The sequence below is a fragment of the Burkholderia sp. JP2-270 genome (assembly GCF_003233675.1).
Lineage (GTDB): Bacteria > Pseudomonadota > Gammaproteobacteria > Burkholderiales > Burkholderiaceae > Burkholderia > Burkholderia pyrrocinia_C.
The window spans coordinates 1,849,623-1,875,704 of sequence record NZ_CP029824.1; the positions used below are offsets into that span (position 1 = coordinate 1,849,623).

General features: G+C 64.2%; 28 protein-coding genes. 23 read left to right on the forward strand and 5 right to left on the reverse strand.

The window, feature by feature from the left end; genetic code table 11:
- The first annotated feature begins 29 nt into the window (after window positions 1–29).
- The 20 genes from DM992_RS08820 (at window position 30) to DM992_RS08915 (ending at window position 19,508) form a co-directional block, all read left to right on the forward strand.
- The gene (locus tag DM992_RS08820) at window positions 30–509 is read left to right on the forward strand and encodes an NADH-quinone oxidoreductase subunit B (RefSeq protein ID WP_006398799.1); all 480 of its coding nucleotides are present in this window, start codon (window positions 30–32) and stop codon (window positions 507–509) included.
- 20 nt (window positions 510–529) lie between these two features.
- Window positions 530–1,132 carry an NADH-quinone oxidoreductase subunit C gene (locus DM992_RS08825; protein ID WP_006478264.1) on the forward strand — a complete coding sequence of 201 codons (603 nt, stop codon included), beginning with the start codon at window positions 530–532 and terminating at the stop codon, window positions 1,130–1,132.
- Window positions 1,133–1,141: 9 nt separating this feature from the next.
- The gene (locus DM992_RS08830; RefSeq protein ID WP_111016514.1) at window positions 1,142–2,395 is read left to right on the forward strand and encodes an NADH-quinone oxidoreductase subunit D; all 1,254 of its coding nucleotides are present in this window, start codon (window positions 1,142–1,144) and stop codon (window positions 2,393–2,395) included.
- A 174-nt stretch (window positions 2,396–2,569) separates the two neighbouring features.
- A complete protein-coding gene (gene nuoE, locus DM992_RS08835) occupies window positions 2,570–3,055 on the forward strand; it encodes an NADH-quinone oxidoreductase subunit NuoE (RefSeq protein ID WP_006756903.1) in 486 nt (161 codons plus the stop codon).
- A complete protein-coding gene (gene nuoF, locus DM992_RS08840; RefSeq protein ID WP_034184889.1) occupies window positions 3,052–4,362 on the forward strand; it encodes an NADH-quinone oxidoreductase subunit NuoF in 1,311 nt (436 codons plus the stop codon). Before nuoE ends, nuoF begins: the two co-directional genes overlap by 4 nt.
- Before the next feature lie 82 nt (window positions 4,363–4,444).
- Window positions 4,445–6,775, forward strand: a complete 2,331-nt coding sequence (nuoG, locus tag DM992_RS08845) for an NADH-quinone oxidoreductase subunit NuoG (protein WP_111016516.1) — start codon at window positions 4,445–4,447, stop codon at window positions 6,773–6,775.
- On the forward strand, window positions 6,776–7,843 hold the full coding sequence (gene nuoH, locus DM992_RS08850; protein WP_047898607.1) for an NADH-quinone oxidoreductase subunit NuoH: 1,068 nt from the start codon (window positions 6,776–6,778) through the stop codon (window positions 7,841–7,843).
- Between the two features lie 12 nt (window positions 7,844–7,855).
- Window positions 7,856–8,344, forward strand: a complete 489-nt coding sequence (gene nuoI, locus DM992_RS08855) for an NADH-quinone oxidoreductase subunit NuoI (protein WP_006478270.1) — start codon at window positions 7,856–7,858, stop codon at window positions 8,342–8,344.
- A 103-nt stretch (window positions 8,345–8,447) separates the two neighbouring features.
- Window positions 8,448–9,098 (forward strand): NADH-quinone oxidoreductase subunit J, encoded by a 651-nt coding sequence (locus tag DM992_RS08860; RefSeq protein ID WP_034184892.1) that lies wholly within the window; start codon window positions 8,448–8,450, stop codon window positions 9,096–9,098.
- A 17-nt stretch (window positions 9,099–9,115) separates the two neighbouring features.
- Complete coding sequence (nuoK, locus tag DM992_RS08865; protein ID WP_004185739.1) at window positions 9,116–9,421, forward strand: NADH-quinone oxidoreductase subunit NuoK; 306 nt, start codon at window positions 9,116–9,118, stop codon at window positions 9,419–9,421.
- Between the two features lie 17 nt (window positions 9,422–9,438).
- Window positions 9,439–11,493: an NADH-quinone oxidoreductase subunit L gene (gene nuoL / locus DM992_RS08870; protein WP_072440691.1), complete on the forward strand. Its 2,055-nt coding sequence runs from the start codon at window positions 9,439–9,441 to the stop codon at window positions 11,491–11,493.
- 18 nt (window positions 11,494–11,511) lie between these two features.
- Window positions 11,512–13,002: an NADH-quinone oxidoreductase subunit M gene (locus tag DM992_RS08875; RefSeq protein WP_111016517.1), complete on the forward strand. Its 1,491-nt coding sequence runs from the start codon at window positions 11,512–11,514 to the stop codon at window positions 13,000–13,002.
- A gap of 39 nt (window positions 13,003–13,041) precedes the next feature.
- A complete protein-coding gene (gene nuoN / locus DM992_RS08880) occupies window positions 13,042–14,496 on the forward strand; it encodes an NADH-quinone oxidoreductase subunit NuoN (RefSeq protein WP_034184895.1) in 1,455 nt (484 codons plus the stop codon).
- Complete coding sequence (locus DM992_RS08885) at window positions 14,496–14,792, forward strand: DUF2818 family protein (protein WP_111016519.1); 297 nt, start codon at window positions 14,496–14,498, stop codon at window positions 14,790–14,792. The genes nuoN and DM992_RS08885 overlap by 1 nt, the downstream gene beginning before the upstream one ends.
- A gap of 36 nt (window positions 14,793–14,828) precedes the next feature.
- Window positions 14,829–15,419 carry an NUDIX hydrolase gene (locus tag DM992_RS08890; RefSeq protein WP_111016521.1) on the forward strand — a complete coding sequence of 197 codons (591 nt, stop codon included), beginning with the start codon at window positions 14,829–14,831 and terminating at the stop codon, window positions 15,417–15,419.
- Between the two features lie 136 nt (window positions 15,420–15,555).
- Window positions 15,556–15,978 carry a DUF1178 family protein gene (locus DM992_RS08895; protein WP_006478278.1) on the forward strand — a complete coding sequence of 141 codons (423 nt, stop codon included), beginning with the start codon at window positions 15,556–15,558 and terminating at the stop codon, window positions 15,976–15,978.
- A 201-nt stretch (window positions 15,979–16,179) separates the two neighbouring features.
- Window positions 16,180–17,376: an acyl-CoA dehydrogenase family protein gene (locus tag DM992_RS08900; protein WP_111016523.1), complete on the forward strand. Its 1,197-nt coding sequence runs from the start codon at window positions 16,180–16,182 to the stop codon at window positions 17,374–17,376.
- Window positions 17,377–17,401: 25 nt separating this feature from the next.
- On the forward strand, window positions 17,402–18,535 hold the full coding sequence (locus DM992_RS08905) for an acyl-CoA dehydrogenase (protein WP_111016525.1): 1,134 nt from the start codon (window positions 17,402–17,404) through the stop codon (window positions 18,533–18,535).
- 38 nt (window positions 18,536–18,573) lie between these two features.
- Window positions 18,574–19,035 carry a MaoC family dehydratase gene (locus tag DM992_RS08910; RefSeq protein WP_034184920.1) on the forward strand — a complete coding sequence of 154 codons (462 nt, stop codon included), beginning with the start codon at window positions 18,574–18,576 and terminating at the stop codon, window positions 19,033–19,035.
- Window positions 19,032–19,508 carry a MaoC family dehydratase gene (locus DM992_RS08915; protein WP_111016527.1) on the forward strand — a complete coding sequence of 159 codons (477 nt, stop codon included), beginning with the start codon at window positions 19,032–19,034 and terminating at the stop codon, window positions 19,506–19,508. Before DM992_RS08910 ends, DM992_RS08915 begins: the two co-directional genes overlap by 4 nt.
- Window positions 19,509–19,555: 47 nt before the next feature.
- On the opposite strand, the gene DM992_RS08920 is transcribed toward DM992_RS08915, so the two are convergent.
- The 3 genes from DM992_RS08920 to DM992_RS08925 all read right to left on the reverse strand — a co-directional run bounded on the left by DM992_RS08920 (window position 19,556) and on the right by DM992_RS08925 (window position 21,297).
- Entirely contained in the window at window positions 19,556–20,248 is a 693-nt protein-coding gene (locus tag DM992_RS08920; protein ID WP_111016529.1) for a glutathione binding-like protein, read from the reverse strand.
- 61 nt (window positions 20,249–20,309) lie between these two features.
- Window positions 20,310–20,483 (reverse strand): hypothetical protein, encoded by a 174-nt coding sequence (locus tag DM992_RS41555; RefSeq protein ID WP_162631560.1) that lies wholly within the window; start codon window positions 20,481–20,483, stop codon window positions 20,310–20,312.
- A 22-nt stretch (window positions 20,484–20,505) separates the two neighbouring features.
- Window positions 20,506–21,297, reverse strand: a complete 792-nt coding sequence (locus tag DM992_RS08925) for an enoyl-CoA hydratase (RefSeq protein ID WP_111016531.1) — start codon at window positions 21,295–21,297, stop codon at window positions 20,506–20,508.
- Between the two features lie 201 nt (window positions 21,298–21,498).
- Between DM992_RS08925 and DM992_RS08930 the strand changes: the two genes are divergently transcribed.
- The gene (locus tag DM992_RS08930) at window positions 21,499–22,155 is read left to right on the forward strand and encodes a glutathione S-transferase (protein WP_111016533.1); all 657 of its coding nucleotides are present in this window, start codon (window positions 21,499–21,501) and stop codon (window positions 22,153–22,155) included.
- 44 nt (window positions 22,156–22,199) lie between these two features.
- On the opposite strand, the gene DM992_RS08935 is transcribed toward DM992_RS08930, so the two are convergent.
- Together DM992_RS08935 and DM992_RS08940 are read right to left on the reverse strand one after the other, a co-directional pair.
- Window positions 22,200–23,372 (reverse strand): pyridoxal phosphate-dependent aminotransferase, encoded by a 1,173-nt coding sequence (locus DM992_RS08935; protein WP_111016535.1) that lies wholly within the window; start codon window positions 23,370–23,372, stop codon window positions 22,200–22,202.
- A 33-nt stretch (window positions 23,373–23,405) separates the two neighbouring features.
- Window positions 23,406–23,903, reverse strand: a complete 498-nt coding sequence (locus DM992_RS08940; protein ID WP_111016537.1) for a putative toxin-antitoxin system toxin component, PIN family — start codon at window positions 23,901–23,903, stop codon at window positions 23,406–23,408.
- 56 nt (window positions 23,904–23,959) lie between these two features.
- Here DM992_RS08940 and yaaA point away from each other — a divergent pair, with 56 nt between their 5' ends.
- Window positions 23,960–24,742 (forward strand): peroxide stress protein YaaA, encoded by a 783-nt coding sequence (yaaA, locus tag DM992_RS08945; protein WP_111016539.1) that lies wholly within the window; start codon window positions 23,960–23,962, stop codon window positions 24,740–24,742.
- Window positions 24,743–24,879: 137 nt separating this feature from the next.
- Window positions 24,880–26,034 (forward strand): M14-type cytosolic carboxypeptidase, encoded by a 1,155-nt coding sequence (locus tag DM992_RS08950; RefSeq protein WP_111016541.1) that lies wholly within the window; start codon window positions 24,880–24,882, stop codon window positions 26,032–26,034.
- The last annotated feature ends 48 nt before the right edge of the window (window positions 26,035–26,082 follow it).

Below are 26,082 nucleotides of genomic sequence, written 5' to 3' on the forward strand. Positions count from 1 at the left end.
CTCGGTCGCTCGTCTGGAGTGGAAAGCAAATGAGTATCGAAGGGGTCTTGAAGGAAGGGTTTGTCACCACGACGGCTGACAAGCTGATCAACTGGACGCGTACCGGCTCGCTGTGGCCGATGACGTTCGGGCTCGCGTGTTGCGCCGTCGAGATGATGCATGCGGGCGCGGCCCGTTACGATCTGGACCGGTTCGGCGTCGTGTTTCGTCCGAGCCCGCGTCAGTCGGACGTGATGATCGTCGCCGGCACGCTCTGCAACAAGATGGCGCCCGCGCTGCGCCGCGTGTACGACCAGATGGCCGAGCCGCGCTGGGTGATCTCGATGGGATCGTGCGCGAACGGCGGTGGCTACTACCACTACTCGTACTCGGTGGTCCGCGGCTGCGACCGGATCGTGCCGGTCGACGTCTACGTGCCGGGCTGCCCGCCCACGGCCGAGGCGCTGGTCTACGGCGTGATCCAGCTTCAGGCGAAGATCCGCCGCACCAATACCATCGCCCGTCAATAAAGCCCCGAGCGTCCCCTCATATGGCAAGCAAAATCGAGACTCTCAAGGCAAACCTCGAAGCCGCGCTCGGCGCGCGCGTGGTGAGCCTCACCGAAGCGATCGGTGAACTGACGCTCGTCGTGAAGGCGAGCGATTACCTCGAAGTCGCAAAAACGCTGCGCGACGATCCGAAGCTCCGTTTCGAGCAACTGATCGACCTCTGCGGCGTCGACTACCAGACCTTCGGCGACGGCGCCTACGACGGCCCGCGCTTCGCGGCCGTGTCGCACCTGCTGTCGGTCACGAACAACTGGCGCCTGCGCCTGCGTGCGTTCGCGCCGGACGACGACCTGCCGATCGTGGCATCGCTGGTCGACATCTGGACCTCCGCGAACTGGTACGAGCGCGAAGCGTTCGACCTGTACGGCATCGTGTTCGAAGGCCACCCCGACCTGCGCCGCATCCTCACCGACTACGGCTTCATCGGCCACCCGTTCCGCAAGGACTTCCCGGTGTCGGGTTATGTCGAAATGCGTTACGACCCGGAAGAGAAGCGGGTCGTGTACCAGCCGGTGACGATCGAGCCGCGCGAAATCACGCCGCGCGTGATCCGCGAGGATCGCTATGGCGGTCTGAAACATTAAGGGGGCGTCATGGCAGAAATCAAGAACTACACGCTCAACTTCGGCCCGCAGCACCCGGCAGCACACGGCGTGCTGCGCCTCGTGCTCGAGCTCGACGGCGAAGTCATCCAGCGTGCCGATCCGCACATCGGCCTGCTGCACCGCGCGACCGAAAAGCTCGCGGAATCCAAGACCTTCATCCAGTCCGTGCCGTACATGGATCGTCTCGACTACGTGTCGATGATGGTCAACGAGCACGGCTACGTGCTCGCGATCGAAAAGCTGCTCGGCATCGACGTGCCGGAGCGCGCGCAGTACATTCGCGTGCTGTTCGACGAGATCACGCGCGTGCTGAATCACCTGATGTGGATCGGCGCGCACGCACTCGACGTCGGCGCGATGGCCGTGTTCCTGTACGCATTCCGCGAACGCGAAGACCTGATGGACGTGTACGAGGCAGTGTCCGGCGCCCGGATGCACGCGGCGTACTACCGTCCGGGCGGCGTCTACCGCGACCTGCCTGACGCAATGCCGCAATACAAGGCGTCGAAGATTCGCAACGAGAAGGCGCTCGCGAAGATGAACGAAGCGCGCAGCGGCTCGGTGCTCGACTTCATCGACGATTTCTTCACGCGCTTCCCGAAGTGCGTCGACGAATATGAAACGCTGCTCACCGACAACCGGATCTGGAAGCAGCGTCTGGTCGGGATCGGCGTGGTCAGCCCCGAACGTGCGCTGCAGATGGGCATGACTGGCCCGATGCTGCGCGGCTCGGGCATCGCGTGGGACCTGCGCAAGAAGCAGCCGTACGAAGTGTACGATCGCATGGATTTCGACGTGCCGGTCGGCGTGAACGGCGATTGCTACGACCGCTATCTGGTGCGCGTCGAAGAAATGCGCCAGTCGATCCGCATCGCGAAACAGTGTATTGAGTGGCTCCGCAAGAATCCGGGCCCGGTGATGACGGACAATCACAAGGTTGCACCGCCGTCGCGCGTCGGCATGAAGACCAACATGGAAGACTTGATTCACCACTTCAAGCTCTTCACCGAAGGTTTCCATGTGCCGGAAGGCGAAGCGTACGCTGCGGTCGAGCATCCGAAGGGCGAGTTCGGCATCTACCTCGTGTCGGACGGTGCCAACAAGCCGTATCGCCTCAAGATTCGCGCACCGGGTTTCGCGCACCTGGCGTCGCTCGACGAAATGGCGCGCGGTCACATGATCGCCGACGCCGTCACGATCATCGGTACGCAGGACATCGTGTTCGGCGAGATCGATCGCTAATGGTTGCGCCGCCCGTTTGCTCCGGGCGGCGAGCGGTAAGTCACACGCGATGCGCGCTGAACCGGCGCGACTTCGCAAGCTGTCAACAGAGTGAGCGCCAGGTCTGCCGTCCATGCACCCCAAGTGTGCGGCAGGTTCTTCGTTCGGTAGGAATTGAAAGAGTCGTGTCTGAAAATGATCTCAGCTGAAGGCCTGAAGGAAATCGATCGAGCGTTGACGAAGTATCCCGCCGATCAGAAACAGTCCGCCGTGATGTCGGCGTTGGCCGTTGCTCAGGAAGAGCACGGCTGGCTGTCGCCCGAACTGATGCAGTTCGTTGCGGACTATCTCGGCATGCCGGCCGTCGCCGTGCAGGAAGTCGCGACGTTCTACACGATGTACGAGCTCAACCCGGTCGGCAAGCACAAGATCACGCTCTGCACGAACCTGCCGTGCCAGCTTGGCCCGCACGGCGGCGCGGAAGCGACTGCCGACTACCTGAAACAGAAGCTGGGCATCGGCTTCGGCGAAACCACGCCCGACGGCAAGTTCACGCTGAAGGAAGGCGAATGCATGGGCTCGTGCGGCGATGCGCCGGTGCTGCTGGTGAACAATCACAGAATGTGCAGCTTCATGAGCCGCGAGAAGATCGACCAGCTGCTTGAGGAGCTCTCGAAATGACGTCCCTCCACGACCGTCACATCAAACCGCTGATCCTCGCTGGTCTGAACGGCGAGAACTGGCATCTCGAAGACTACGTCGCGCGCGGCGGCTACAAGCAGCTGCGCCGCATTCTCGAAGAAAAGATTCCTCCCGAGCAGGTGATTGCCGACGTCAAGGCGTCGGGCCTGCGCGGCCGCGGCGGTGCGGGCTTCCCGACCGGCCTGAAGTGGAGCTTCATGCCGCGCCAGTTCCCGGGGCAGAAGTATCTCGTCTGCAACTCGGACGAAGGCGAGCCGGGCACGTTCAAGGATCGCGACATCCTGCGCTGGAACCCGCACGCGCTGATCGAAGGCATGGCCATCGGCGCATACGCGATGGGCATCACCGTCGGCTACAACTACATCCACGGCGAAATCTTCGAAGTGTATCGACGCTTCGAGGCCGCGCTCGATGAAGCGCGCGCCGCAGGCTTCCTCGGCGACCACATCATGGGTTCCGAATTCTCGTTCCAGCTGCACGCGCACCACGGTTACGGCGCGTACATCTGCGGCGAGGAAACGGCGCTGCTGGAGTCGCTCGAAGGCAAGAAGGGCCAGCCGCGCTTCAAGCCGCCGTTCCCGGCGAGCTTCGGCGTGTACGGCAAGCCGACCACGATCAACAACACCGAGACGTTCGCCGCGGTGCCGTTCCTGCTGTCCATCGGGCCGCAGAATTATCTCGAGATCGGCAAGCCGAACAACGGCGGCACGAAGATTTTCTCGGTGTCGGGCGACGTCGAGCGTCCGGGCAACTACGAAGTGCCACTCGGCACGCCGTTCGCGACGCTGATGGAGCTCGCCGGCGGGATGCGCGGCGGCAAGAAGATCAAGGCCGTGATTCCGGGCGGTTCGTCGGCACCGGTGATCCCGGGCGACATCATGATGCAGACCGATCTCGACTACGATTCGATCGCGAAGGCGGGCTCGATGCTCGGTTCCGGCGCGGTGATCGTGATGGACGAGACGCGCTGCATGGTGCGCTCGCTGCTGCGTCTGTCGTACTTCTACTACGAGGAATCATGCGGCCAGTGCACGCCGTGCCGCGAAGGCACCGGCTGGCTGTATCGCGTCGTGAACCGTATCGAGCACGGCGAAGGCCGCCAGGAAGATCTGGATCTGCTGAACTCGGTTGCCGAGAACATCATGGGCCGCACGATCTGTGCGCTCGGCGATGCGGCGGCGATGCCGGTCCGCGGGATGCTCAAGCACTATTGGGACGAATTCGCGTACCACGTCGAGCACAAGCACTGCATGGTCGGCGGCCACGCGCACGCGGCTGCGGCCTGAAGCGAACCCGGTTGCGGAATTTGAGCGCACGGTCGGGCGAAGGCGCGAACGGGCGGAAATAGGTTAAGGACCATTCACCATCATGGTTGAACTTGAAATAGACGGCAAGAAGGTCGAGGTGCCCGAAGGCAGCATGGTGATCCAGGCTGCGCACAAGGCGGATACGTACATTCCTCACTTCTGCTATCACAAGAAACTGTCGGTAGCGGCCAACTGCCGGATGTGTCTCGTCGAAGTCGAGAAGATGCCGAAGGCGGTGCCTGCCTGCGCGACTCCCGTGTCGGCCGGCATGATCGTCCACACGCAGTCCGACAAGGCCGTGAAGGCGCAGCAGTCGGTGATGGAATTCCTCCTCATCAATCACCCGCTCGATTGCCCGATCTGCGATCAGGGCGGCGAATGCCAGCTGCAGGATCTGGCGGTCGGCTACGGCAAGTCGTCGTCGCGCTATTCGGAAGAAAAGCGCGTGGTGTTCCACAAGAACGTGGGCCCGCTGATCTCGATGGAAGAAATGTCGCGCTGCATCCACTGCACGCGCTGCGTCCGCTTCGGCCAGGAAATCGCCGGCGTGATGGAGTTCGGCATGCTGGGCCGCGGCGAGCATTCGGAAATCACGACGTTCGTCGGCAAGACGGTCGACTCCGAGATGTCGGGCAACATGATCGACCTGTGCCCGGTCGGCGCGCTGACCAGCAAGCCGTTCCGCTACAGCGCCCGGACGTGGGAACTGTCGCGCCGCAAGTCGGTGAGCCCGCACGATTCCGTCGGCGCGAACCTCGTCGTGCAGGTGAAGAACAACCGCGTGATGCGCGTGCTGCCGTTCGAGAACGAAGCGATCAACGAATGCTGGATCTCGGACAAGGACCGCTTCTCGTACGAAGGCCTCAACAGCGAAGAGCGCCTGACGAAGCCGATGCTGAAGCAGGGCGGCCAGTGGATCGAGACCGACTGGCAGACCGCGCTCGAATATGTCGCGAAGGGCCTGAAGGGCATCGCTGCGGATCACGGCGCGAACGCGCTGGCGATGCTCGCGAGCGCGCACAGCACCGCTGAAGAGCTGTTCCTCGTGAAGCAGCTCGCACACGAACTGAAGACGCCGAACGTCGATTTCCGTCTGCGTCAGCAGGATTTCTCGGCGCCGGTCCAGGGCGCGCCGTGGCTCGGCATGCCGATCGCCGACCTGTCGAACGTGGACGCCGCGTTCGTCGTCGGTTCGTTCCTGCGCCGCGACCACCCGCTGTTCGCCGCACGCCTGCGCCAGGCCGCGAAGAACGGCGCGAAGCTGCATTTCCTGCACGCAACCGGTGACGATGCACTGATCCCGACGGCGCAGCGCATCGTCGCTGCGCCGTCGGCATGGCTCGACGAGCTGGCCGGCATCGCCGCGGCCGTCGCGCAACTGCGCGGCGTCGCGCTGCCCGACACGCTCGCCGGCGTCACCGCATCGCCGGCCGCTCAGGCGGTCGCGCAGTCGCTCTCGAACGGTGAGCGCCGCGCGGTGCTGCTCGGCAACGTCGCGGTCCGCCATCCGGAATTCGCGAAGCTGCACGCGGTCGCCCAGTGGATCGCCGACAATACCGGCGCCACGTTCGGCTTCCTGACGGAAGCGGCGAACACGGTCGGCGCGCACGTCGTCGGCGCGCTGCCGGGCGAAGGCGGCCTGAATGCACGCGAAGCGTTCGCGCAGCCGCGCAAGGGCTATGTGCTGCTGAACGTCGAACCGGAATTCGACACTGCAGATCCGGCGCAGGCGCTTGCCGCGCTGAACCAGGCGGAGATGGTCGTCGTGATGTCGCCGTTCAAGCACGGCCTCGACTACGCCGACGTGCTGCTGCCGGTTGCGCCGTTCACGGAAACGGCTGGCACGTTCGTCAACGCGGAAGGCACCGTGCAGAGCTTCAACGGCGTCGTGCGCCCGCTCGGCGACACGCGTCCGGCGTGGAAGGTGCTGCGCGTGCTCGGCAGCCTGCTCGGCCTGCCGAACTTCGAATACGAGACGGCGGAAGAAGTGCGTCTCGCGGCGCTCGGCGATGAAGGCGTCGCGGGCCGCCTGTCGAACCAGACGTCGGTCGCGCCGGCACGCGTCGCGGCGAATGCCGCGAACGGCGGCTTCGAGCGCCTGGCCGATGTGCCGATCTATCACGCCGACGCGCTCGTGCGCCGCGCAGGTGCGCTGCACCTGACGGCCGCCGCGAAGGCGGCGAATGCCGCAGCCCTGCCGGCCGCGCTGTTCGACAAGCTGGGCTTGAAGGAAGGCGACGCCGTGCGCGTGCGCCAGGGCGAGCGTGCGGTGCAGTTGCCGGCCGTGCGCGACGCGAATCTTGCGGAGACGGTCGTTCGCGTGTCGGCGGCGACGCCTGCCGGCGCAGCGCTCGGCAGCCTGTCCGGTGAACTGGTGGTGGAGAAGGCGTAAATGAGCTTGTTCGATACGATCAACGCGGGCGGAGCCCAGCTTCTCGGCTTCGCGTGGCCGACGGTGTGGGCAATCGTGCGCATCCTCGTCGTCTCCGTCGTCATCCTGCTGTGCGTCGCGTACCTGATTCTGTGGGAACGCAAGCTGATCGGCTGGATGCACGTGCGTCTCGGTCCGAACCGCGTCGGCCCCGGCGGCCTGCTGCAGCCGATCGCCGACGTGCTGAAGCTGCTGCTGAAGGAAGTCATTCAGCCGAGCGCCGCCAGCCGCTGGCTGTACCTGATCGCGCCGGTCATGACCGTCGTGCCGGCATTCGCCGTGTGGGCCGTGATCCCGTTCCAGGCCAAGGCCGTGCTCGCGAACATCAACGCGGGCCTGCTGTACGCAATGGCGATCTCGTCGATCGGCGTGTACGCGGTGATTCTCGCGGGCTGGGCGTCGAACTCCAAGTACGCGTTCCTCGGCGCGATGCGCGCCGCGGCGCAGATGGTCTCGTACGAAATCTCGATGGGCTTCGCGCTGGTGCTCGTGTTGATGACGGCCGGCAGCCTGAACATGTCGGAAATCGTCAACTCGCAGCAGCATGGCTTCTTCGCGGGCCACGGCGTGAACTTCCTGTCGTGGAACTGGCTGCCGCTGCTGCCGGCGTTCGTCGTCTACTTCATCTCGGGCATCGCCGAAACGAACCGTCACCCGTTCGACGTGGTGGAAGGGGAGTCGGAGATCGTCGCGGGTCACATGATCGACTACTCGGGCATGGCGTTCGCGCTGTTCTTCCTCGCCGAGTACATCAACATGATCGTGATCTCGGCGCTGGCTGCGACGCTGTTCCTCGGCGGCTGGGATGCACCGTTCGAGTTCCTGTCGTTCATTCCGGGCATCTTCTGGCTGGTGCTGAAGGTCTTCGCACTGCTGTCGGTGTTCATCTGGGTTCGCGCGACGTTCCCGCGCTACCGTTACGACCAGATCATGCGTCTGGGCTGGAAGGTTTTCCTGCCCGTCACGGTGATCTGGGTGGTCGTGGTCGGCTTCTGGATGATGTCGCCGCTCAACATCTGGGTGAAGTAATCGGACGAAATCATGACGGCAATCCAACACTTCTTTAAGACCTTCTTCCTGACCGAGCTGCTGAAGGGGCTCGCGCTGACCGGCCGTTACACGTTCAAGCGCAAGTTCACCGTGCAGTTCCCGGAAGAGAAGACCCCGATTTCGCCGCGTTTTCGCGGGCTGCATGCACTGCGCCGCTACGAGAACGGCGAAGAGCGCTGCATCGCGTGCAAGCTGTGCGAGGCCGTGTGCCCCGCATTGGCGATCACGATCGAATCGGAAACGCGCGCGGACAACACGCGCCGCACGACGCGCTACGACATCGACCTGACGAAGTGCATCTTCTGCGGTTTCTGCGAAGAGAGCTGCCCGGTCGATTCGATCGTCGAGACGCAGATTCTCGAGTACCACGGCGAAAAGCGCGGCGACCTGTATTTCACGAAGGAAATGCTGCTCGCGGTGGGCGATCGCTACGAGAAGGACATCGCCGCGGCGAAGGCTGCCGACGCGCCGTATCGTTGATTGTGTTTGCAGTGCCGGCCCGCAGCACGGGCCGAGCCGCCGCGACGGGTGCGGGCGTCCCGCAAGCCGCGCCTGACTATGGCCTAACGATGAACCGGTAATCATGGAATTCACGACCGTACTGTTCTACATCTTCGCGCTGCTCCTGGTGGTATCAGGGCTGAAGGTGATCACTTCGCGCAACCCGGTGGCGTCTGCGCTTTTCCTTGTGCTGGCGTTCTTCAACGCCGCCGCGATCTGGATGCTGCTGGAAGCGGAGTTCCTCGCGATCCTGCTGGTGCTGGTCTACGTGGGCGCCGTGATGGTGCTGTTCCTGTTCGTCGTGATGATGCTGGACATCAACATCGACTACCTGCGCCGCGACTTCAAGCGCTTCGTACCGATGGCGACCGTGGTCGGCGCGATCATCGTGATCGAGACCGCGCTGATCCTGTGGCGCGGCTACGGCGACACGCACACGGTGCACGCGATGGCGACGGGCGAGATGGCCAACTGGTCGAACACGCGACTGATCGGCAAGGTGATCTACACCGACTACATCTTCGCGTTTGAAATCGCCGGCCTCGTGCTGCTGGTCGCGATCATTGCCGCGATCGGGCTGACCGAGCGCAAGGGCAAGGACAGCAAGCGCCAGCGCGTGTCGGATCAGGTCAAGGTGCGCCGCAACGACCGCGTGCGCCTCGTGAAGATGGAAGCGGACAAGCCGGAGCCGGAAACGGCGCAGAGCGAAGCCGGTACGAGCACCAACGGCTAAGCGGAGGAAAGAAAACCATGTTGACTCTTGCTCATTACCTCGTGCTCGGCGCGATCCTGTTTGCGATCGCGATCGTCGGGATCTTCCTGAACCGCCGCAACATCATCATCATCCTGATGGCGATCGAACTGATGCTGCTGGCGGTGAATACCAACTTCGTCGCGTTCTCGCACTACCTCGGCGATGTGCACGGCCAGATCTTCGTGTTCTTCGTGCTGACGGTCGCCGCAGCGGAAGCCGCGATCGGCCTCGCGATTCTGGTGACCCTGTTCCGTAAGCTCGACACGATCAATGTCGAGGATCTCGATCAGCTCAAAGGTTAATTTCAGGCAACGCTGTTATGTCAACGACACTCAATGAAAACCTGCTGCTGGCGATTCCGCTCGCTCCGCTGGCCGGCTCGCTGATTGCGGGGCTGTTCGGGAACGCAGTCGGGCGCAAGGGCGCACACCGGATCACGATCCTCGGCGTGATGATCGCGTTCCTCCTGTCGGCGAAAGTCTTCGTCGACGTGATGGGCGGCGCGAGCTTCAACGCGACCATCTACGAATGGATGCGGGTCGGCTCGCTGAAGCTCGAAGTCGGCTTCCTGGTTGATTCGATGACCGCGATGATGATGGTCGTCGTGACCTTCGTGTCGCTGATGGTGCACATCTATACGATCGGCTACATGTCGGAAGAAGACGGCTACCAGCGCTTCTTCTCGTACATCTCGCTGTTCACGTTCTCGATGCTGATGCTCGTGATGAGCAACAACTTCCTGCAGCTGTTCTTCGGCTGGGAAGCGGTGGGTCTGGTGTCGTACCTGCTGATCGGCTTCTACTTCACGCGTGAGAGCGCGATCTACGCGAACATGAAGGCGTTCCTCGTGAACCGCGTGGGCGACTTCGGCTTCCTGCTCGGCATCGGCCTGCTGCTCGCGTTCGCCGGCTCGATGAACTACGGCGAAGTGTTCGCGAAGCGCGCGGAGCTCGCGAGCCTGCACTTCCCGGGCACCGACTGGGGCCTGCTGACCGTCGCCTGTATCTGCCTGTTCATCGGCGCGATGGGTAAGTCGGCGCAGTTCCCGCTGCACGTGTGGCTGCCGGACTCGATGGAAGGCCCGACCCCGATCTCGGCGCTGATTCACGCGGCGACGATGGTGACGGCCGGCATCTTCATGGTGTCGCGCATGTCGCCGCTGTTCGAGCTGTCGGATACCGCGCTGTCGTTCGTCACGGTGATCGGCGCGATCACGGCGCTGTTCATGGGTTTCCTCGGCATTATCCAGAACGACATCAAGCGCGTGGTCGCGTATTCGACGCTTTCGCAGCTCGGCTACATGACGGTCGCGCTCGGCGTGTCCGCGTACCCGGTCGCGTTGTTCCACCTGATGACGCACGCGTTCTTCAAGGCGCTGCTGTTCCTCGGCGCGGGCTCGGTGATCATCGGCATGCATCACGACCAGGACATCCGCAACATGGGCGGCCTGCGCAAGTACATGCCGATCACGTGGATCACGTCGCTGATCGGCTCGCTCGCACTGATCGGCACGCCGTTCTTCTCGGGCTTCTACTCGAAGGATTCGATCATCGAGGCCGTGAAGGAATCGCATCTCGCGGGTTCGGGCTTCGCGTACTTCGCAGTGGTCGCAAGCGTGTTCGTGACTGCGCTGTACTCGTTCCGCATGTACTTCCTCGTGTTCCACGGCGAAGAGCGCTTCCGCAACCCGAAGCATCCTGAATCGCCGATGGGCATGGCAGCCGCGCACGGTCACGACGATCACGGCCACGGCCATGGTCACGACGACCACGCGCACGAACCGCACGAGACCCCGTGGGTCGTGTGGCTGCCGCTCGTGCTGCTCGCGATTCCGTCGGTGATCGTCGGTGCGATCGCGATCGGCCCGATGCTGTACGGCAGCTTCTTCGAACATGGCGTGGCATTCGACAAGGTGATCTTCATCGGCGAAAACCATCCGGGCCTCGAAGAGCTGGGCAAGGAATTCCACGGCTGGGCCGCGATGGGCCTGCACTCGCTGACGACGCTGCCGCTGTGGCTCGCGATCGCCGGCGTCGTGGTCGCGTGGTTCCTGTACCTGAAGCGTCCTGAGTTGCCTGCCGTGATCCGCCGCGCGTTCGGCCCGATCTACACGCTGCTCGACAACAAGTACTACATGGACAAGATCAACGAGGTGGTGTTTGCCAAGGGCTCGGTCGCGATCGGCCGCGGCCTGTGGAAAGAGGGCGATGTCGTGGTGATCGACGGCCTCGTCAACGGCAGCGCCCGGTTCATCGGCTGGTTCGCCGGCGTGATCCGCTTCCTCCAATCCGGTTACATCTATCACTACGCGTTCGCCATGATCATCGGCATGCTGGGGCTCCTGACCCTGTTTGTAACGCTCGGCGGCAAATAAGGCGAGGGGACAAGAACAATGCACGCTTTTCCGATTCTCAGTACCGCGATCTGGCTGCCGATCGTTTTCGGCCTCCTCGTGCTCGCGGTGGGTAACGACAAAAATCCTGGGCCGGCGCGCTGGCTCGCGCTGATCGGCTCGCTGCTCGGCCTTGCGGTCACCATTCCGCTGATCACGGGCTTCGACGCGAGCACGGCCGCGCTGCAGTTCGTCGAGCAGTCGACGTGGATCGAGCGCTTCAACATCTCGTATCACCTTGGCGTCGACGGCATCTCGATGTGGTTCGTCGTGCTGACCGCGCTCATCACCGTGATCGTCGTGATCGCGGGCTGGGAAGTGATCACCGAACACGTGTCGCAGTACCTCGCGGCCTTCCTGATCCTGTCGGGGATCATGGTCGGCGTGTTCTCGGCGGCCGACGGCCTGCTGTTCTACGTGTTCTTCGAGGCGACCCTGATCCCGATGTACATCATCATCGGCGTGTGGGGCGGCCCGAACCGCGTGTATGCGGCGTTCAAGTTCTTCCTGTACACGCTGGCCGGCTCGCTGCTGATGCTGGTCGCGCTGATCTATCTGTACACGGAAACGCATTCGTTCGACCTCGCGACGTGGCAGAACGCGAAGATCGCGATGACGCCACAGATACTGCTGTTCATCGCGTTCTTCCTTGCGTTCGCGGTGAAGGTGCCGATGTGGCCGGTGCACACCTGGCTGCCGGACGCGCACGTGGAAGCGCCGACGGGCGGTTCCGTCGTGCTGGCCGCGATCATGCTGAAGCTCGGCGCGTACGGTTTCCTGCGTTTCTCGCTCCCGATCACGCCTGACGCGAGCCACTTCCTGGCACCCGTCGTGATCACGCTGTCGCTGATCGCGGTGATCTACATCGGCCTCGTCGCGATGGTGCAGGCCGACATGAAGAAGCTGGTCGCGTATTCGTCGATCGCGCACATGGGCTTCGTCACGCTCGGCTTCTTCATCTTCAACCAGCTCGGCGTCGAAGGCGCGATCATCCAGATGATTTCGCACGGCTTCGTGTCGGGCGCGATGTTCCTCTGCATCGGCGTGCTGTACGACCGCGTGCACTCGCGCCAGATCGCCGACTACGGCGGCGTCGTCAACGTGATGCCGAAGTTCGCGGCATTCGCGATGCTGTTCTCGATGGCCAACTGCGGCCTTCCGGGTACGTCGGGTTTCGTCGGCGAGTTCATGGTGATTCTCGCGGCCGTCCAGTACAACTTCTGGATCGCATTCGGCGCGGCATTCACGCTGATCCTCGGCGCCGCATACACGCTGTGGATGTACAAGCGCGTGTACTTCGGCGCGGTAGCGAACGATCACGTCGCCAAGCTGAAGGACATCGGCCGTCGCGAATTCCTGATGCTGGCCGTGCTGGCCGCGTTCACGATGCTGATGGGCCTGTATCCGAAGCCCTTTACCGACGTGATGCACGTTTCCGTCGAAAACCTCCTCTCCCACGTCGCGCAGTCCAAGCTGCCGCTGGCCCAGTAATCGCGAGCGGAGGAAATCAAGATCATGCAAAACGCTCCTATGAATGTCCTGTTGCCTGACGCGCTGGTGATGGCCGCCATCGTCGTCGCATGGCTGAACGACACCTTTACCGGTGCTTCCGGCCGCCGACTGACCTATCTGATCGCGGTCGTATCGTCGGTCGTCGCCGGCGTGTGGTTCGCGGTGCAGGCGCTCGACCCGCAGCAGTACTACTTCTTCTCGAAGATGGTCGTCGTCGACTCGTTCGCGAGCACGATGAAGGCCGTCGTGTCGTTCGGTTTCGCGGTCTCGCTCGTCTATTCGCGCAAGTACCTCGAAGATCGAGACATGTTCCGCGGCGATGTGTTCCTGCTCGGCATGTTCTCGCTGCTCGGCCAGCTGGTCATGGTGTCGGGCAACAACTTCCTGACCCTGTACCTCGGTCTCGAACTGATGTCGCTGTCGCTATACGCGGTCATCGCGCTGCGCCGCGACGCCCCGCAGTCGAGCGAAGCCGCGATGAAGTACTACGTGCTGGGCGCGCTTGCGTCGGGCTTCGTGCTGTACGGCATCTCGATGCTCTACGGTGCGACCGGCTCGCTCGAGCTGGGCGAGGTGTACAAGGCGGTCGGCGGCAACACCGACGCAGCCGTGCTGATGTTCGGCGTGGTCTTCATCGTCGCCGGTATCGCGTTCAAGCTCGGCGCCGTGCCGTTCCACATGTGGGTGCCGGACGTCTACCAGGGCGCACCGACCGCGATGACGCTGTTCGTCGGCGGCGGTCCGAAGGTTGCCGCGTTCGCGTGGGGTCTGCGGTTCCTGGTGATGGGCTTGCTGCCGCTCGCCCAGAACTGGCAGACCGCGCTCGTGATCCTCGCCGCGCTGTCGCTGATCGTCGGCAACATCACGGGTATCGTCCAGCGCAACATCAAGCGGATGCTCGCCTACTCGGCGATCTCGAACATGGGCTTCGTGCTGCTCGGCCTGCTCGCGGGCATCGTGAAGGGCGACGCGGCGGCACCGGCGAACGCATACAGCTCGGCGATGTTCTACGCGATCGTCTACCTGATCACGACGCTCGGCTCGTTCGGCGTGGTGATGCTGCTCGCGCGCCGCGACTTCGAAGCGGAAACGATCGACGATTTCAAGGGCCTCAACAAGCGCAGCCCGGTGTTCGCGTTCGTGATGATGGTCATGATGTTCTCGCTGGCTGGCATCCCGCCGACCGTCGGTTTCTACGCGAAGCTCGCCGTGCTCGAGGCAACCGTCAACGCGGGCCTCACGTGGCTGGCCGTGCTGGCCGTGATCACGTCGCTGTTCGGCGCGTTCTACTACCTGCGCATCGTGAAGCTGATGTACTTCGATGCGCCGCAGGATTCGACGCCGATCTCGGGCGATATCTGCAAGCGCACGATCCTCGTACTGAACGGCCTCGCGGTCGTCGTGCTCGGCCTGATCCCGAGCCCGCTGCTGACGGCCTGCCTGCAGGCGATCCGTCACACGCTGCCGCTGTAATGTCGGCAGCCGGCTGGTTTATCGTGCTGTTGGCGCTCGTGTGCGCCAACCTGCCGTTCCTGAACCAACGCCTCTTCGCCGTGGTGCCGTTCGGCGCGACGAAGAAGAGTGCGTGGGTGCGGATCGGCGAGCTGATCGTGCTGTACTTCATCGTCGGTGCGCTCGGCTTCTGGCTCGAGTCGCGCGCCGGCAACCGCTTCGAACAGGGCTGGCAGTTTTACGCGATCACGTTCAGTCTCTTCATCGTGTTCGCGTTTCCCGGCTTCACGTTCCAGTATCTCGTCAAACGACGCTGACGGCTCCGGCCGTCGCGCTCAATCTTGGAGCCGCCGATGGCCGAACTACCCAATCACGACGCCGCACTGACCGAAACCTGCCTCGAAAGCGAGGCGATCTTCGAAGGCTCGTTCCTCAAGCTCAAGCGCGATACCGTCCGCTTGCCGGACGGCAAGAAGGCCACGCGCGAATACGTCCAGCATCCGGGTGCGGTGATGGTGATCCCGCTGTTCGACGACGGCCGCGTGCTGATGGAAAGCCAGTATCGCTACCCGATCGGCAAGGTGATGGCCGAATTCCCGGCCGGCAAGCTCGATCCGGACGAAGGCGCGCTTGCGTGCGCGATACGCGAACTGCGCGAGGAAACGGGTTACACGGCGCGCGAATACGTGTTCCTGGCCCGCATTCACCCGATCATTTCCTATTCGACCGAATTCATCGACCTGTATCTCGCGCGCGGGCTGACGGCCGGCGAGCGCAAGCTCGACGAAGGCGAATTCCTCGAAACCTTCACCGCCACGCAAGCCGACCTGCAGGAATGGGTGCGCACGGGCCAGATCACCGACGTGAAGACGATCATCGGCACGATGTGGCTCGACAAGGTGGCGTCCGGCACCTGGCCGCTCGGGCCGGTCCTGACGCCCTGAGCATGGCGTCGGCGGCGGGTGGGGCGCCGCGTTACAATCCGATGACGCGGCGCTTTCGCGTCGCGCGATCGAGATTTAGCACGATCGTTCACAAAACCGCTTTTTGCGCTACACTCGTCACACGCCCTGATTCAGCATGAAGGTCCTCGATTTACAGTGCCCGCACGGTCATCGGTTCGAAGGGTGGTTCGCTTCCGCCGATGAATTCGAAGCGCAGTTGTCCCGCAAGCTGGTCGAATGTCCGGTGTGCGGGACGACCGAGGTCAACCGTCTGCCGTCGGCGCCGCGCCTGAACCTGTCGGGCGCGACGCAGGCCCAGCCGGCCGATCCGCGTGCGCTGCAGGCGCAGGTGATGCGCGCGCTGCGCGAGGTGCTGGAGAAGACCGAGAACGTGGGCGAACGCTTCGCCGAGGAAGCGCGGCGCATCCATTACAACGAGGCGCCGGCACGCAGCATCCGTGGCGTCACGACGCCGGAAGATGCGCAATCCCTGGTCGAAGAAGGCATCGACGTGATGCCGCTACCGATTCCTGCCGCGCTGAAAGAACCGCTGCAATGACGTACGCAGTGGGTCCTTGCCGGGCCGGACGGGCGCGGCGAGCCTTGCATGGGGCCTGAGTAAGCGCTGAAGCACTAACTCTGGCCGACCGCGAAGCATGGGATCGGAGCAAGTGCTAAAGCGCTAACTCCGGTCGACCGCGAAGCATGGGACCGGAGTAAGCGCTAAAGCGCTAACTCCGGTCGACAGGAGACACTGCGCATGGATCTGGATTATTCCCCCGCCGACGACGCGTTCCGCGTCGACGTCCGCACCTGGCTCGAGGCCAACCTGCCTCACGCACTGCGCGCCAAAGTTCTCGATCACAAACGACTCGACCGCGAGGATTTCGCGAGCTGGCACCGGATTCTCGGCCAGCGCGGCTGGTCCGCGCCTGCATGGCCGGCCGAATACGGCGGCCCGGGCTGGAACGCGACGCAGCGGCACATCTGGGACGAGGAGTGCGCGCGGATCGGCGCGCCGACCGTTCTGCCGTTCGGCGTGTCGATGGTCGCGCCGGTGCTGATGAAATACGGCAGCGAAGCGCAGAAACGTCACTATCTGCCGCGCATTCTCGACGGCTCCGACTGGTGGTGCCAGGGCTATTCGGAGCCGGGTTCCGGGTCCGACCTCGCGTCGTTGCGCACGCGCGCCGAGCGCCAGGGCGACCACTACGTCGTCAACGGCCAGAAGACCTGGACGACGCTCGGCCAGTACGCGGACATGATGTTCTGCCTCGTGCGCACCGATCCGGCCGCGAAGAAGCAGGAGGGCATCTCGTTCCTGCTGATCGACATGAAGACGCCCGGCATCACGGTGCGGCCGATCATCACGCTCGACGAAGATCACGAGGTCAACGAGGTTTTCTTCGAGGATGTGAAGGTGCCGGTCGAGAATCTCGTCGGCGACGAGAACCGCGGCTGGACCTACGCGAAATACCTGCTTGGCCATGAGCGCACCGGTATCGCGCGTGTCGGCGCGTCGAAGCGCGAACTCGCGTTCCTGAAGCGCGTGGCGTCGAACCAGCGCAAGAACGGCAAGCCGCTGCTCGCGGACCCCGTGTTCGCCGCGAAGGTCGCGGCGCTCGAAGTCGAGCTGATGGCGCTCGAGGTGACGGTGCTGCGCGTCGTCAGCCGCGAGACGAGCGGCAAGGGCCCGGGCCCTGAGGCGTCGATGCTGAAGATCAAGGGTACCGAAGTGCAGCAGGCGCTCACCGAGCTGATGTTTGACGCGATCGGCCCGCTCGCCGCGCCGTTCGACGTACCGTTCCTCAATGGCGAACGCGAGCACAGCATCGCGGGCGACGACGATGCGGCGCCGCTCGCCGCGTACTACTTCAATTATCGGAAGACGTCGATCTACGGCGGTTCGAACGAGATCCAGAAGAACATCATCGCGCAGATGATTCTGGGCCTGTGAACAGGGTACGGATGCGGAGACAACCATGGATTTCAGCTTTACCGATGAGCAGCAGCAGTTCGCCGACGCGCTGCGCCGTTATCTCGGCGAGCAATACGGCTTCGATGCGCGCCAGGCGATCGTGCGCAGCGATGCGGGCGTGTCGGATACGCAATGGAGCGCGTTCGCCGAACTGGGGCTGACCGCGCTGCCCGTGCCGGACGCGCAGGGCGGATTCGGCGGCGGCCCCGTCGACATGCTGGTTGCGATGCAGGAACTCGGCCGCGCGCTCGTGATCGAGCCGTACTGGGCAACGGCGGTCGGCATCGAGGCATTGCGCATCGCCGGCTCCGGCGCAGGCGACGATGCCGCACTGCTGGAGGCGGTTGCACAGGGGCAGAAGCGGTTGGCGGTTGCATTCCACGAACCGCATGCGCGCTATGACCTGTTCGAGCTCGACACGCGCGCACGCGAGCAGGGTGGCACGCATCGGCTGACCGGCACCAAGTCGGTCGTTCAGCACGGCGCACAGGCGCACGCGTGGATCGTGCCTGCGCGTGTCGACGGTGGCGGCATCGGCCTCTTTGTCGTCGAACGCGATGCGGCGAACGCGATGGTGGTCGACTACCGGACCATCGACGGCCAGCGTGCGGCAACGATCGAGTTCAACGAAACGCCGGCCCGACTGCTGACAGGCGGCGCACGCGACGCGGCGGCGCTCGAGCAGATTGCCGATTACGCGACGTTCCTGCTGTGCGCGGAAGCGGTTGGCGCGCTCGACGAACTGAATCGCGCGACGGTCGAATACACGAAAACGCGCGAGCAGTTCGGCGTGCCGATTGCGCGTTTCCAGGCGCTGCAGCACCGGATGGTCGACATGCTGATCCATGCCGAGCAGGCGCGTTCGCTGACCTACCTGGCCGCGGTGCGCTATGCGGGCGGCGATGCCGATGCGCGACGCAAGGCCGTGTCGGCCGCGAAGGCGCGCGTCGGCGCGGCCGCGCGCTTCGTCGGCCAGCAGGCCGTCCAGTTGCACGGCGGCATGGGCGTGACCAACGAGGTTGCCGCCGCGCACCTGTTCAAGCGGCTGTCGATCATCGAGACGACGCTCGGCGACACCGATCATCATCTTGCCCGCATCGCGGCGCTGCCCGATTTCGCGCAGGCCGACGCGGCATGACGGCGACGCGCGAGCGCGTCAGACAAGGGGACACACAAGTGGGTATCAGTTACGAAGATCTGGTGGTCGGCAGCACCATCGAAGTGGGCAGCTACACGTTCGAGCCCGATGACATCAAGGCGTTCGCGCAGCGCTACGACCCGCAGCCGTTCCACCTCGACGAGGAGGCAGCGAAGGCGTCGCCGTTCGGCGGACTGGTCGCGAGCGGCTGGCACACGTGCTCGGTGTTCATGAGCCTGCTCATCAAGAAGCTCGGGCCGGACTCGACCAGCATGGGCTCGCCCGGCATCGACTCGATCCGCTGGCTCAAGCCGGTGCGCGCCGGCGACACGATCACGATGCACCAGAAGATCCACGACAAGCGCGTCTCGGAGAGCAAGCCCGATCGCGGCATCGTATCGACGGAGTGGATCGGCATCAACGGTAGCGGCGAGACGGTGATCACCGTGCATAGCAAGGTGATTTTCGGGCTGCGCGATCCGCGAGGCACGAACGCATGACCGACGTGACATTGCCGCTGATCGCGTCGGCGCAGGCGTTGCAGGCACGTGTCGGCGCAGAGCCGCTCGCGAGCGGCTGGATCGCGATCGACCAGCGTCGCGTCGACGGCTTCGCCGACGCGACCGGCGATCATCAATGGATTCACGTGGATCCGGAACGTGCGCGGCGCGAGTCGCCGTTCGGCGGCCCGATCGCGCACGGGTTCCTGACGCTGTCGCTGATTCCCGCGTTGATGACCGACGCGATGCGCTTCGAGCAGAAGATGGGCGTGAACTACGGACTGAACCGCGTGCGGTTCCTGAAGCCGGTGCCGGTCGGTGCGCGCGTGCGCGCGTTGTTCGCGGTGAAGGAAACCGCCGAGGTCGCGCGGGGCGGCGTGCAGGTGACATGGTCGGTGTCGATCCAGGCCGAGCGTCCCGACGCGCCGTTGCTTGTTTGCGCGGCGGAATTCATCACGCAGCATTACTTCTGACGGGCGGGGCGGCATGCACGGGTGCCGCTCCGCCCGTCACGCTCGGGTCAGTGCTTCGCGTATTGCGTCGCGCCGAACAGCACCTCGCGTGCCTTGTCGTCCTGCAGCGCCTTGCGCATCGATGCGAGCACTGCGACGCCGCGCTGCACGGCCGGTCGCGCGGCGATTGCCTCGTGCCAGCGCTTCACGTTCGGAAACTCGTCGAGCACGATGCCCTGGTTCTGCCACGAGCGCGTCCACGGGAACGTCGCAATGTCCGCGATCGTGTACGCGTCGCCCGCGAGATATTCGGATTCGCCGAGGCGCTTTTCCATCACGTTGTACAGGCGCTTTGCTTCGTTCGTGTAGCGGTTGACCGCGTATTCGATCTTTTCCGGCGCGTACAGCCGGAAATGGTGCGCCTGCCCCAGCATCGGGCCGATACCGCCCATCTGGAACATCAGCCACTCGAGCGTCGCATAGCGCGCGGCCGGATCGGTCGGCAGGAACTTGCCGGTCTTCTCCGCGAGGTAGATCAGGATCGCACCCGATTCGAACAGCGAGATCGGCTTGCCGCCGGGGCCGTCAGGATCGACGATCGCCGGAATCTTGTTGTTCGGGCTGATCTTCAGGAACTCGGGCTTGAACTGGTCGCCTGCGCCGATATCGACCGGAAGCGCACGGTAGGCGAGGCCCGTTTCCTCGAGCATGATATGTACCTTGTGGCCGTTCGGGGTCGCCCAGCTGTAGACGTCGATCATCGTCAACTCCTTGGTTGCATGCGCGAAAACGGCGCCGGCAGCGCGCCGCGACAGGCGGTCATTAGAGCATGGTTCGACGCGGGCCGCTGGCGACGGAAACGTGCCCGTCGATGCGTACGCGCAGGCGAACGGGAGATGATCGCCTGCGTGTCGACAGTTCCCGGTCGAGCACGGCGGGCGCGCACGGTTCGTGCGGATGGAAGATACGGTTGTCGAGCCGGTAGTCGTCGTGCACGATCGTCGTCGGCCGACGCGGATCAGCGCTTGTAGCGGGGCTGGCGTTTCTCGAGAAAGGCGGTGATGCCTTCGAGCCCGTCCGCGTGATGCAGCGAGGCGACGAAATGGTCGCGCTCGGTACCGAGATGCGGTTCGAGCGGCTGAGTCGTCGCAACGTCGAGCAGCGACTTGACGCGCGAGAGTGCGTTCGGCGAGATGCCGGCGAGTGCGTCGGCCCATGCGAGCGCGTCGTTCAGCGCTGCGCCGGGCGCGGCGAGCCGGTTGACCACGCCGAGCGCATGCAGGCGTTCGGCCGCGACCGGCTTGCCTTCGAACAGGATCTCGGCCGCGATCGCACGTGGCAGCGCGCGCGCGAGGAACCACGAGCCGCCGCCGTCGGGCGTCAGGCCCACGCGCGCGTACGACATCACGAACTTCGCATCGTGCGCGGCGACGATCAGGTCGCACGCAAGCGCGAGCGAGAAGCCCGCGCCGGCCGCCGCGCCTTCGACCGCCGCGATCACCGGCTTCGTCGACTCTCGAATCGCCGTTACCCATGCCCCGAGCTGATCGATGCTGTCGGCCTGATAGGACGGATCCTTCGAGCGGTTGTCGAGCAGGCGGTTCAGGTTGCCGCCTGCGCAGAAGAAGCGGTCGGCACCCGTCAGCACGACCGCGCGAATCCCGGGATCGCGCTCAGCAGTGGCGAGCGCTTCGACACCGGCCGCGTACATGTCGGGATGCAGCGCGTTGCGTGCACCGGGATTGGATAGCGTGAGGACGAGCGTCGAATCGCTCTCGGGCGGACGCGAGGCCAGCAGTTCAGCACTCATGCGAGCGTGTCTCCATCGGATGGCGAGGCTGCGGCGCCGCGCGCGTTGCGTGGACTGGCGGCGCTGCCGCCGCAGCGGATGTAATGTTGTCGTGACGGACGTGAAACTGTTTTAGACTAGCACGAACGTGCTTTTCAGCGCGATGAATCACGATGCGGCCGGCGTCGTTGCGGCCGCGCTCTCGCAAGGAAGGAGACTCCGATGCTACAGCTGTGCGGTATCCCGTTGTCCAACTATTACAACAAGGTGAAATTCGTCCTGCTCGAGCACGACATTCCGTTCGAGGAGTCGGTGTGCAGTTTGCCGATCACCGATCCGGCCCAGCTCGCCGATTCTCCGCTCGGAAAGATTCCGTTCCTGAAGACTGAAGAGGGCGCGCTGTTCGAGTCGCAGGTGATCATCGAATACCTGGCGGCGCGCTATCCCGAGAAAGCTATTTTCCCGGCGGGGCCGTTCGCGGCGGCGAAGGTGCGCGAGCTGGTCGAGACGCTCGAGCTTTATCTCGAATGGATGGCGCGCGAGGTCTATACGGAAGCGTTTTTCGGCGGCAAGGTCAGCGACGGAATGAAGGCACACGTCGAGAAGCGCCTGCCGCGCGCGATCGATGCGTTCAAGCAGATGACGCAGTTTTCGCCGTACGTGCTCGGCGAGTCGTTCAGCCTCGCGGACATCGCCGCATCGATCCATCTGCCGGTCATCGGTATGGCGACGAAGGCCGTGTTCGGACGCGACTTCCTGCTCGATGCAGGCATCGACTGGAAGGCTCACGCGAAGAAGGTCGGTGAGCGTGCCGCCGCGCAGCGCGTGGCAGCCGAACGCAAGGCATATGTCGACGCGACGGGCGGCGCGCGTTCGTAAGCGCGATTCTCCGGCGGGGCGGCGCGCGGCCGCCCGCGCGGGACTTACAGTCGGGCGAGCCGTTCGAGTGCGGATGCGAGCGTGCTTTCCTGCTTCGCGAAGCAGAAACGTACGACACCCGATTCGTGCGGCTCGTGATAGAACGCCGACACCGGAATGGCGGCCACGCCGATTTCCGACGTGAGCCACTTCGAGAATTCCGCTTCGGGCAGGTCGCTGATCGCCGAGTAATCGACACACTGGAAGTACGTGCCCGTGCACGGCAGCAGCTTGAAGCGCGTGCGCTCGAGGCCTGCGCGGAAGAAGTCGCGTTTCTTCTGGTAGAAGCCGGCGAGTGTCAGGTACGGTGCCGGGTCGCGCAGGTAATCGGCGAGCCCGATCTGCATCGGCGTATTCACTGTGAATACGTTGAACTGGTGGACCTTGCGGAATTCCGCGGTCAGCGCGGCAGGCGCCGCGACATAGCCGACCTTCCAGCCCGTCACGTGATAGGTCTTGCCGAAGCTCGACACGATGAAGCTGCGTGCGGCGAGTTCCGGATAGCGCGCGACGCTCTCGTGGCGTGCGCCGTCGTAGACCATGTGCTCGTAGACCTCGTCCGACAGGATCAGCACGTTGGTGCCGCGTACGATCTCCTCGAGCTTGCGCATGTCCGCCTCGCGCCACACGGTGCCTGTCGGGTTATGCGGCGTGTTGATCAGGATCATGCGCGTTTTCGGCGTGAGCGCGGCTGCGAGACGGTCGAACGGGATCGCGTAGTCGGGCGCCTCCAGCGTGACGAATACCGGCTTGCCTCCTGCGAGCTCGATCGACGGCAGGTAGCTGTCATAGGTCGGTTCGACGACGATCACTTCGTCGCCCGGATGCACCGCGCACAGGATTGCCGTCAGCAGCGCCTGCGTCGCGCCGGCCGTCACCGTGATCTCGGTGGCCGGATCGTAGCGCCGGCCGTAGACGTGCGCGATCTTGTCGGCGATCGCGTCGCGCAGCGGCGCGACACCGGCCATCGGCGGGTACTGGTTGTGCCCGTTGCGCATCGCGGTCGCGACCGCGTCGACGATGCGTGGATCGCAATCGAAATCCGGGAAGCCCTGGCCGAGGTTCACGGCGCCTTTTTCGGCGGCAAGCGCGCTCATGACCGTGAAGATCGTCGTGCCGACGTTCGGCAGGCGCGAAGGGAAAACGGGAGTCGTTGGCATGTCTGAAGGAGCGTTCATCGATACGGTCGAAATCGGGTGCCGCCGCGTGCGTCAGGCCGGCGTGGCAGGAGTGGCCGCTGCGGCGTCGAGCGCGCAGGCTTCGGCAAACGGCGCAGGTTGCGCGATCCGGAAACCGAAGTCGCGTGCGGTGCGCTTCGCGAGCTTCAGCAGTGCACGGTCTTTCGACACGAGCCACTCGGCCTGCGCGGCGCGGGCGAGTTCGAGAAACTTCTGGTCGTCGCGGTCCTTGCACTTCGGCAGCGGCGGCGCGTCGGCGTCGACGGGCGGCGGCTCGACGAGGCTCGCGAGGCGGGCGACCGTCGCGAGCGCGGCGGCCTTGTCGATCGCACGCGCCTGGAACTGCGGATAATCGAGCACGTACTCGAGTTCGGTCAGGCAGCGGCCGTCGATCACGGCGGCAAGCGCGCCGCGTTCCAGCGCGGCCCGGATCGGGCGCGTAGCGGGGTCGTCGAATACGAGGATGTCGATCCAGACGTTCGAGTCGAGCACGACGCGGTGCGCGACGTGCGGGGCGAGGGAGCTGGTCATTCGTTACAATCGGTGGTTTCGTCTGACCGCAAGGCACGGCGTGCCAGCGAGCCTCTATGATAATCGTTCTCTCTCCCGCCAAATCCCTCGACTACGATACGCCCGCGCACGTCCAGTCTTACACGAAGCCTGCATTCGTCGACGACGCGTCCGAGCTGATCGACGGCCTGCGCAAGCTTTCGCCGCAGGACATCGCAACGCTGATGGATATCTCCGATCCGCTCGCGCGCCTGAACTTCCAGCGCTACGCGGACTGGTCGCCGATCTTTACGCCGGCCAATGCGAAGCAGGCCGTGCTGGCGTTCAACGGCGACGTCTACGAAGGATTCGATGCGAAATCGCTGTCGTCCGCTGATCTCGACTATGCGCAGCAACACGTGCGCGTGCTGTCGGGCCTGTACGGGCTGCTGCGCCCGCTCGACCTGCTGCAGCCGTACCGGCTCGAGATGGGCACGCGCTTCGCGAACGCGCGCGGCAAGGATCTGTACGCGTTCTGGGGCGACCGCATCACGCGGGCGCTGAACGAGCAGCTCGAGACGCGCAGGGGCGCGGCGCGCGTGCTGGTCAACTGCGCGTCGACCGAATACTTCAAGTCGGTCAAGCCGAAACTGCTGGCCGCGCCTGTCATCACGCCGGTGTTCGAGGACTGGAAGGGCGGCCGCTACAAGATCATCAGCTTCCATGCGAAGCGCGCGCGCGGCCTGATGGCGCGTTTTATCGTCGAGAACCGGATTGCCGAGCCGAAGGCGCTGAAGGAGTTCGCGACGGAAGGCTATGCGTTCGACGTGGCTGCATCGAACGATTCGACTTACGTATATCGCCGGCGAGTCGGCGAGTGACCATGCCGGCCGTTCACGAGATGGCCGGCGCATGCATGAGGCCGGGCAAGCGGTACACCGTCCGTTCCGGTCGACAGCGTTGCATGGGACCGGAGCAAGTGCTGAAGCACTAACTCAGGTCGACACTGGAGAAACAGATGACCCTTTCGATCACCAGCAATTTCGACGCAGGCGCAATCGACGTCGTGTCGTGCGACAGCCCCGCTGCGATTCGGCTGCGCGTGCGCAGCGACAGCCGCTCGGAATTCGCGCAATGGTTTTACTACCGCTTGACGGGCGCGCGCGGCGAGCGGTGCGTGATGACGTTCGAGAATGCCGCCGAATGCGCCTATCCGTCCGGCTGGCGCAACTACTGCGCGGTGGCGAGCTACGACCGGGTCGACTGGTTCCGCGTGCCGACGACGTTCGACGGCAAGACGATGACCATCGACCATACGCCGGAGTTCGACAGCATCTACTACGCGTATTTCGAACCGTATTCGGAAGAGCGTCACGCGGCATTTCTCGGCGCGGTCCAGCAGTTGCCGCAGGCGAGCGTCGTCGAGCTCGGCCGCACGGTCGAAGGCCGCCCGATGTCGCTGCTGACGCTCGGCACGCCGGAAACCGACGGCGCGCCGAAGAAGAAGGTGTGGATCATCGCGCGTCAGCATCCGGGCGAGACGATGGCCGAGTGGTTCGTCGAAGGCCTCGTCAAGCGGCTGGCCGGATGGGGCGACTGGGCCGGTGATCCGGTCGCGCGCAAGCTCTACGATCGCGCGACGTTCTACATCGTCCCGAACATGAATCCGGACGGCAGCGTGCATGGCAACCTGCGCACCAATGCAGCAGGTGCGAACCTGAACCGCGAATGGATGATGCCCGATGCCGAGCGCAGCCCAGAGGTGCTGGCCGTGCGCGACGCGATCCACGCGATCGGCTGCGACATGTTCTTCGACATTCACGGCGACGAGGATCTGCCTTACGTGTTCGTTGCCGGTTCGGAGATGCTGCCGAGCTTTACCGAGCAGCAGGGCAAGGAGCAGACTGCGTTCATCGATGCGTTCAAGGTCGCGAGCCCCGACTTCCAGACCGAGCATGGTTATGCGGCGAGCAAGTACAAGGAGGACGCGCTCAAGCTCGCGTCGAAGTACATCGGCCATCAATTCGGCTGCCTGTCGCTGACGCTCGAGATGCCGTTCAAGGACAACGCGAACCTGCCCGACGAGCGTGTCGGCTGGAACGGTGAGCGCAGCGCGGCGCTTGGCGCGGCGATGCTGGCCGCGATCCTGGTGCACGTCGATACGTTCGCGTAGGCGTATCGTCGTCGCATGAAAAAAGCCGGCGCATCTCAGGATGCCCCG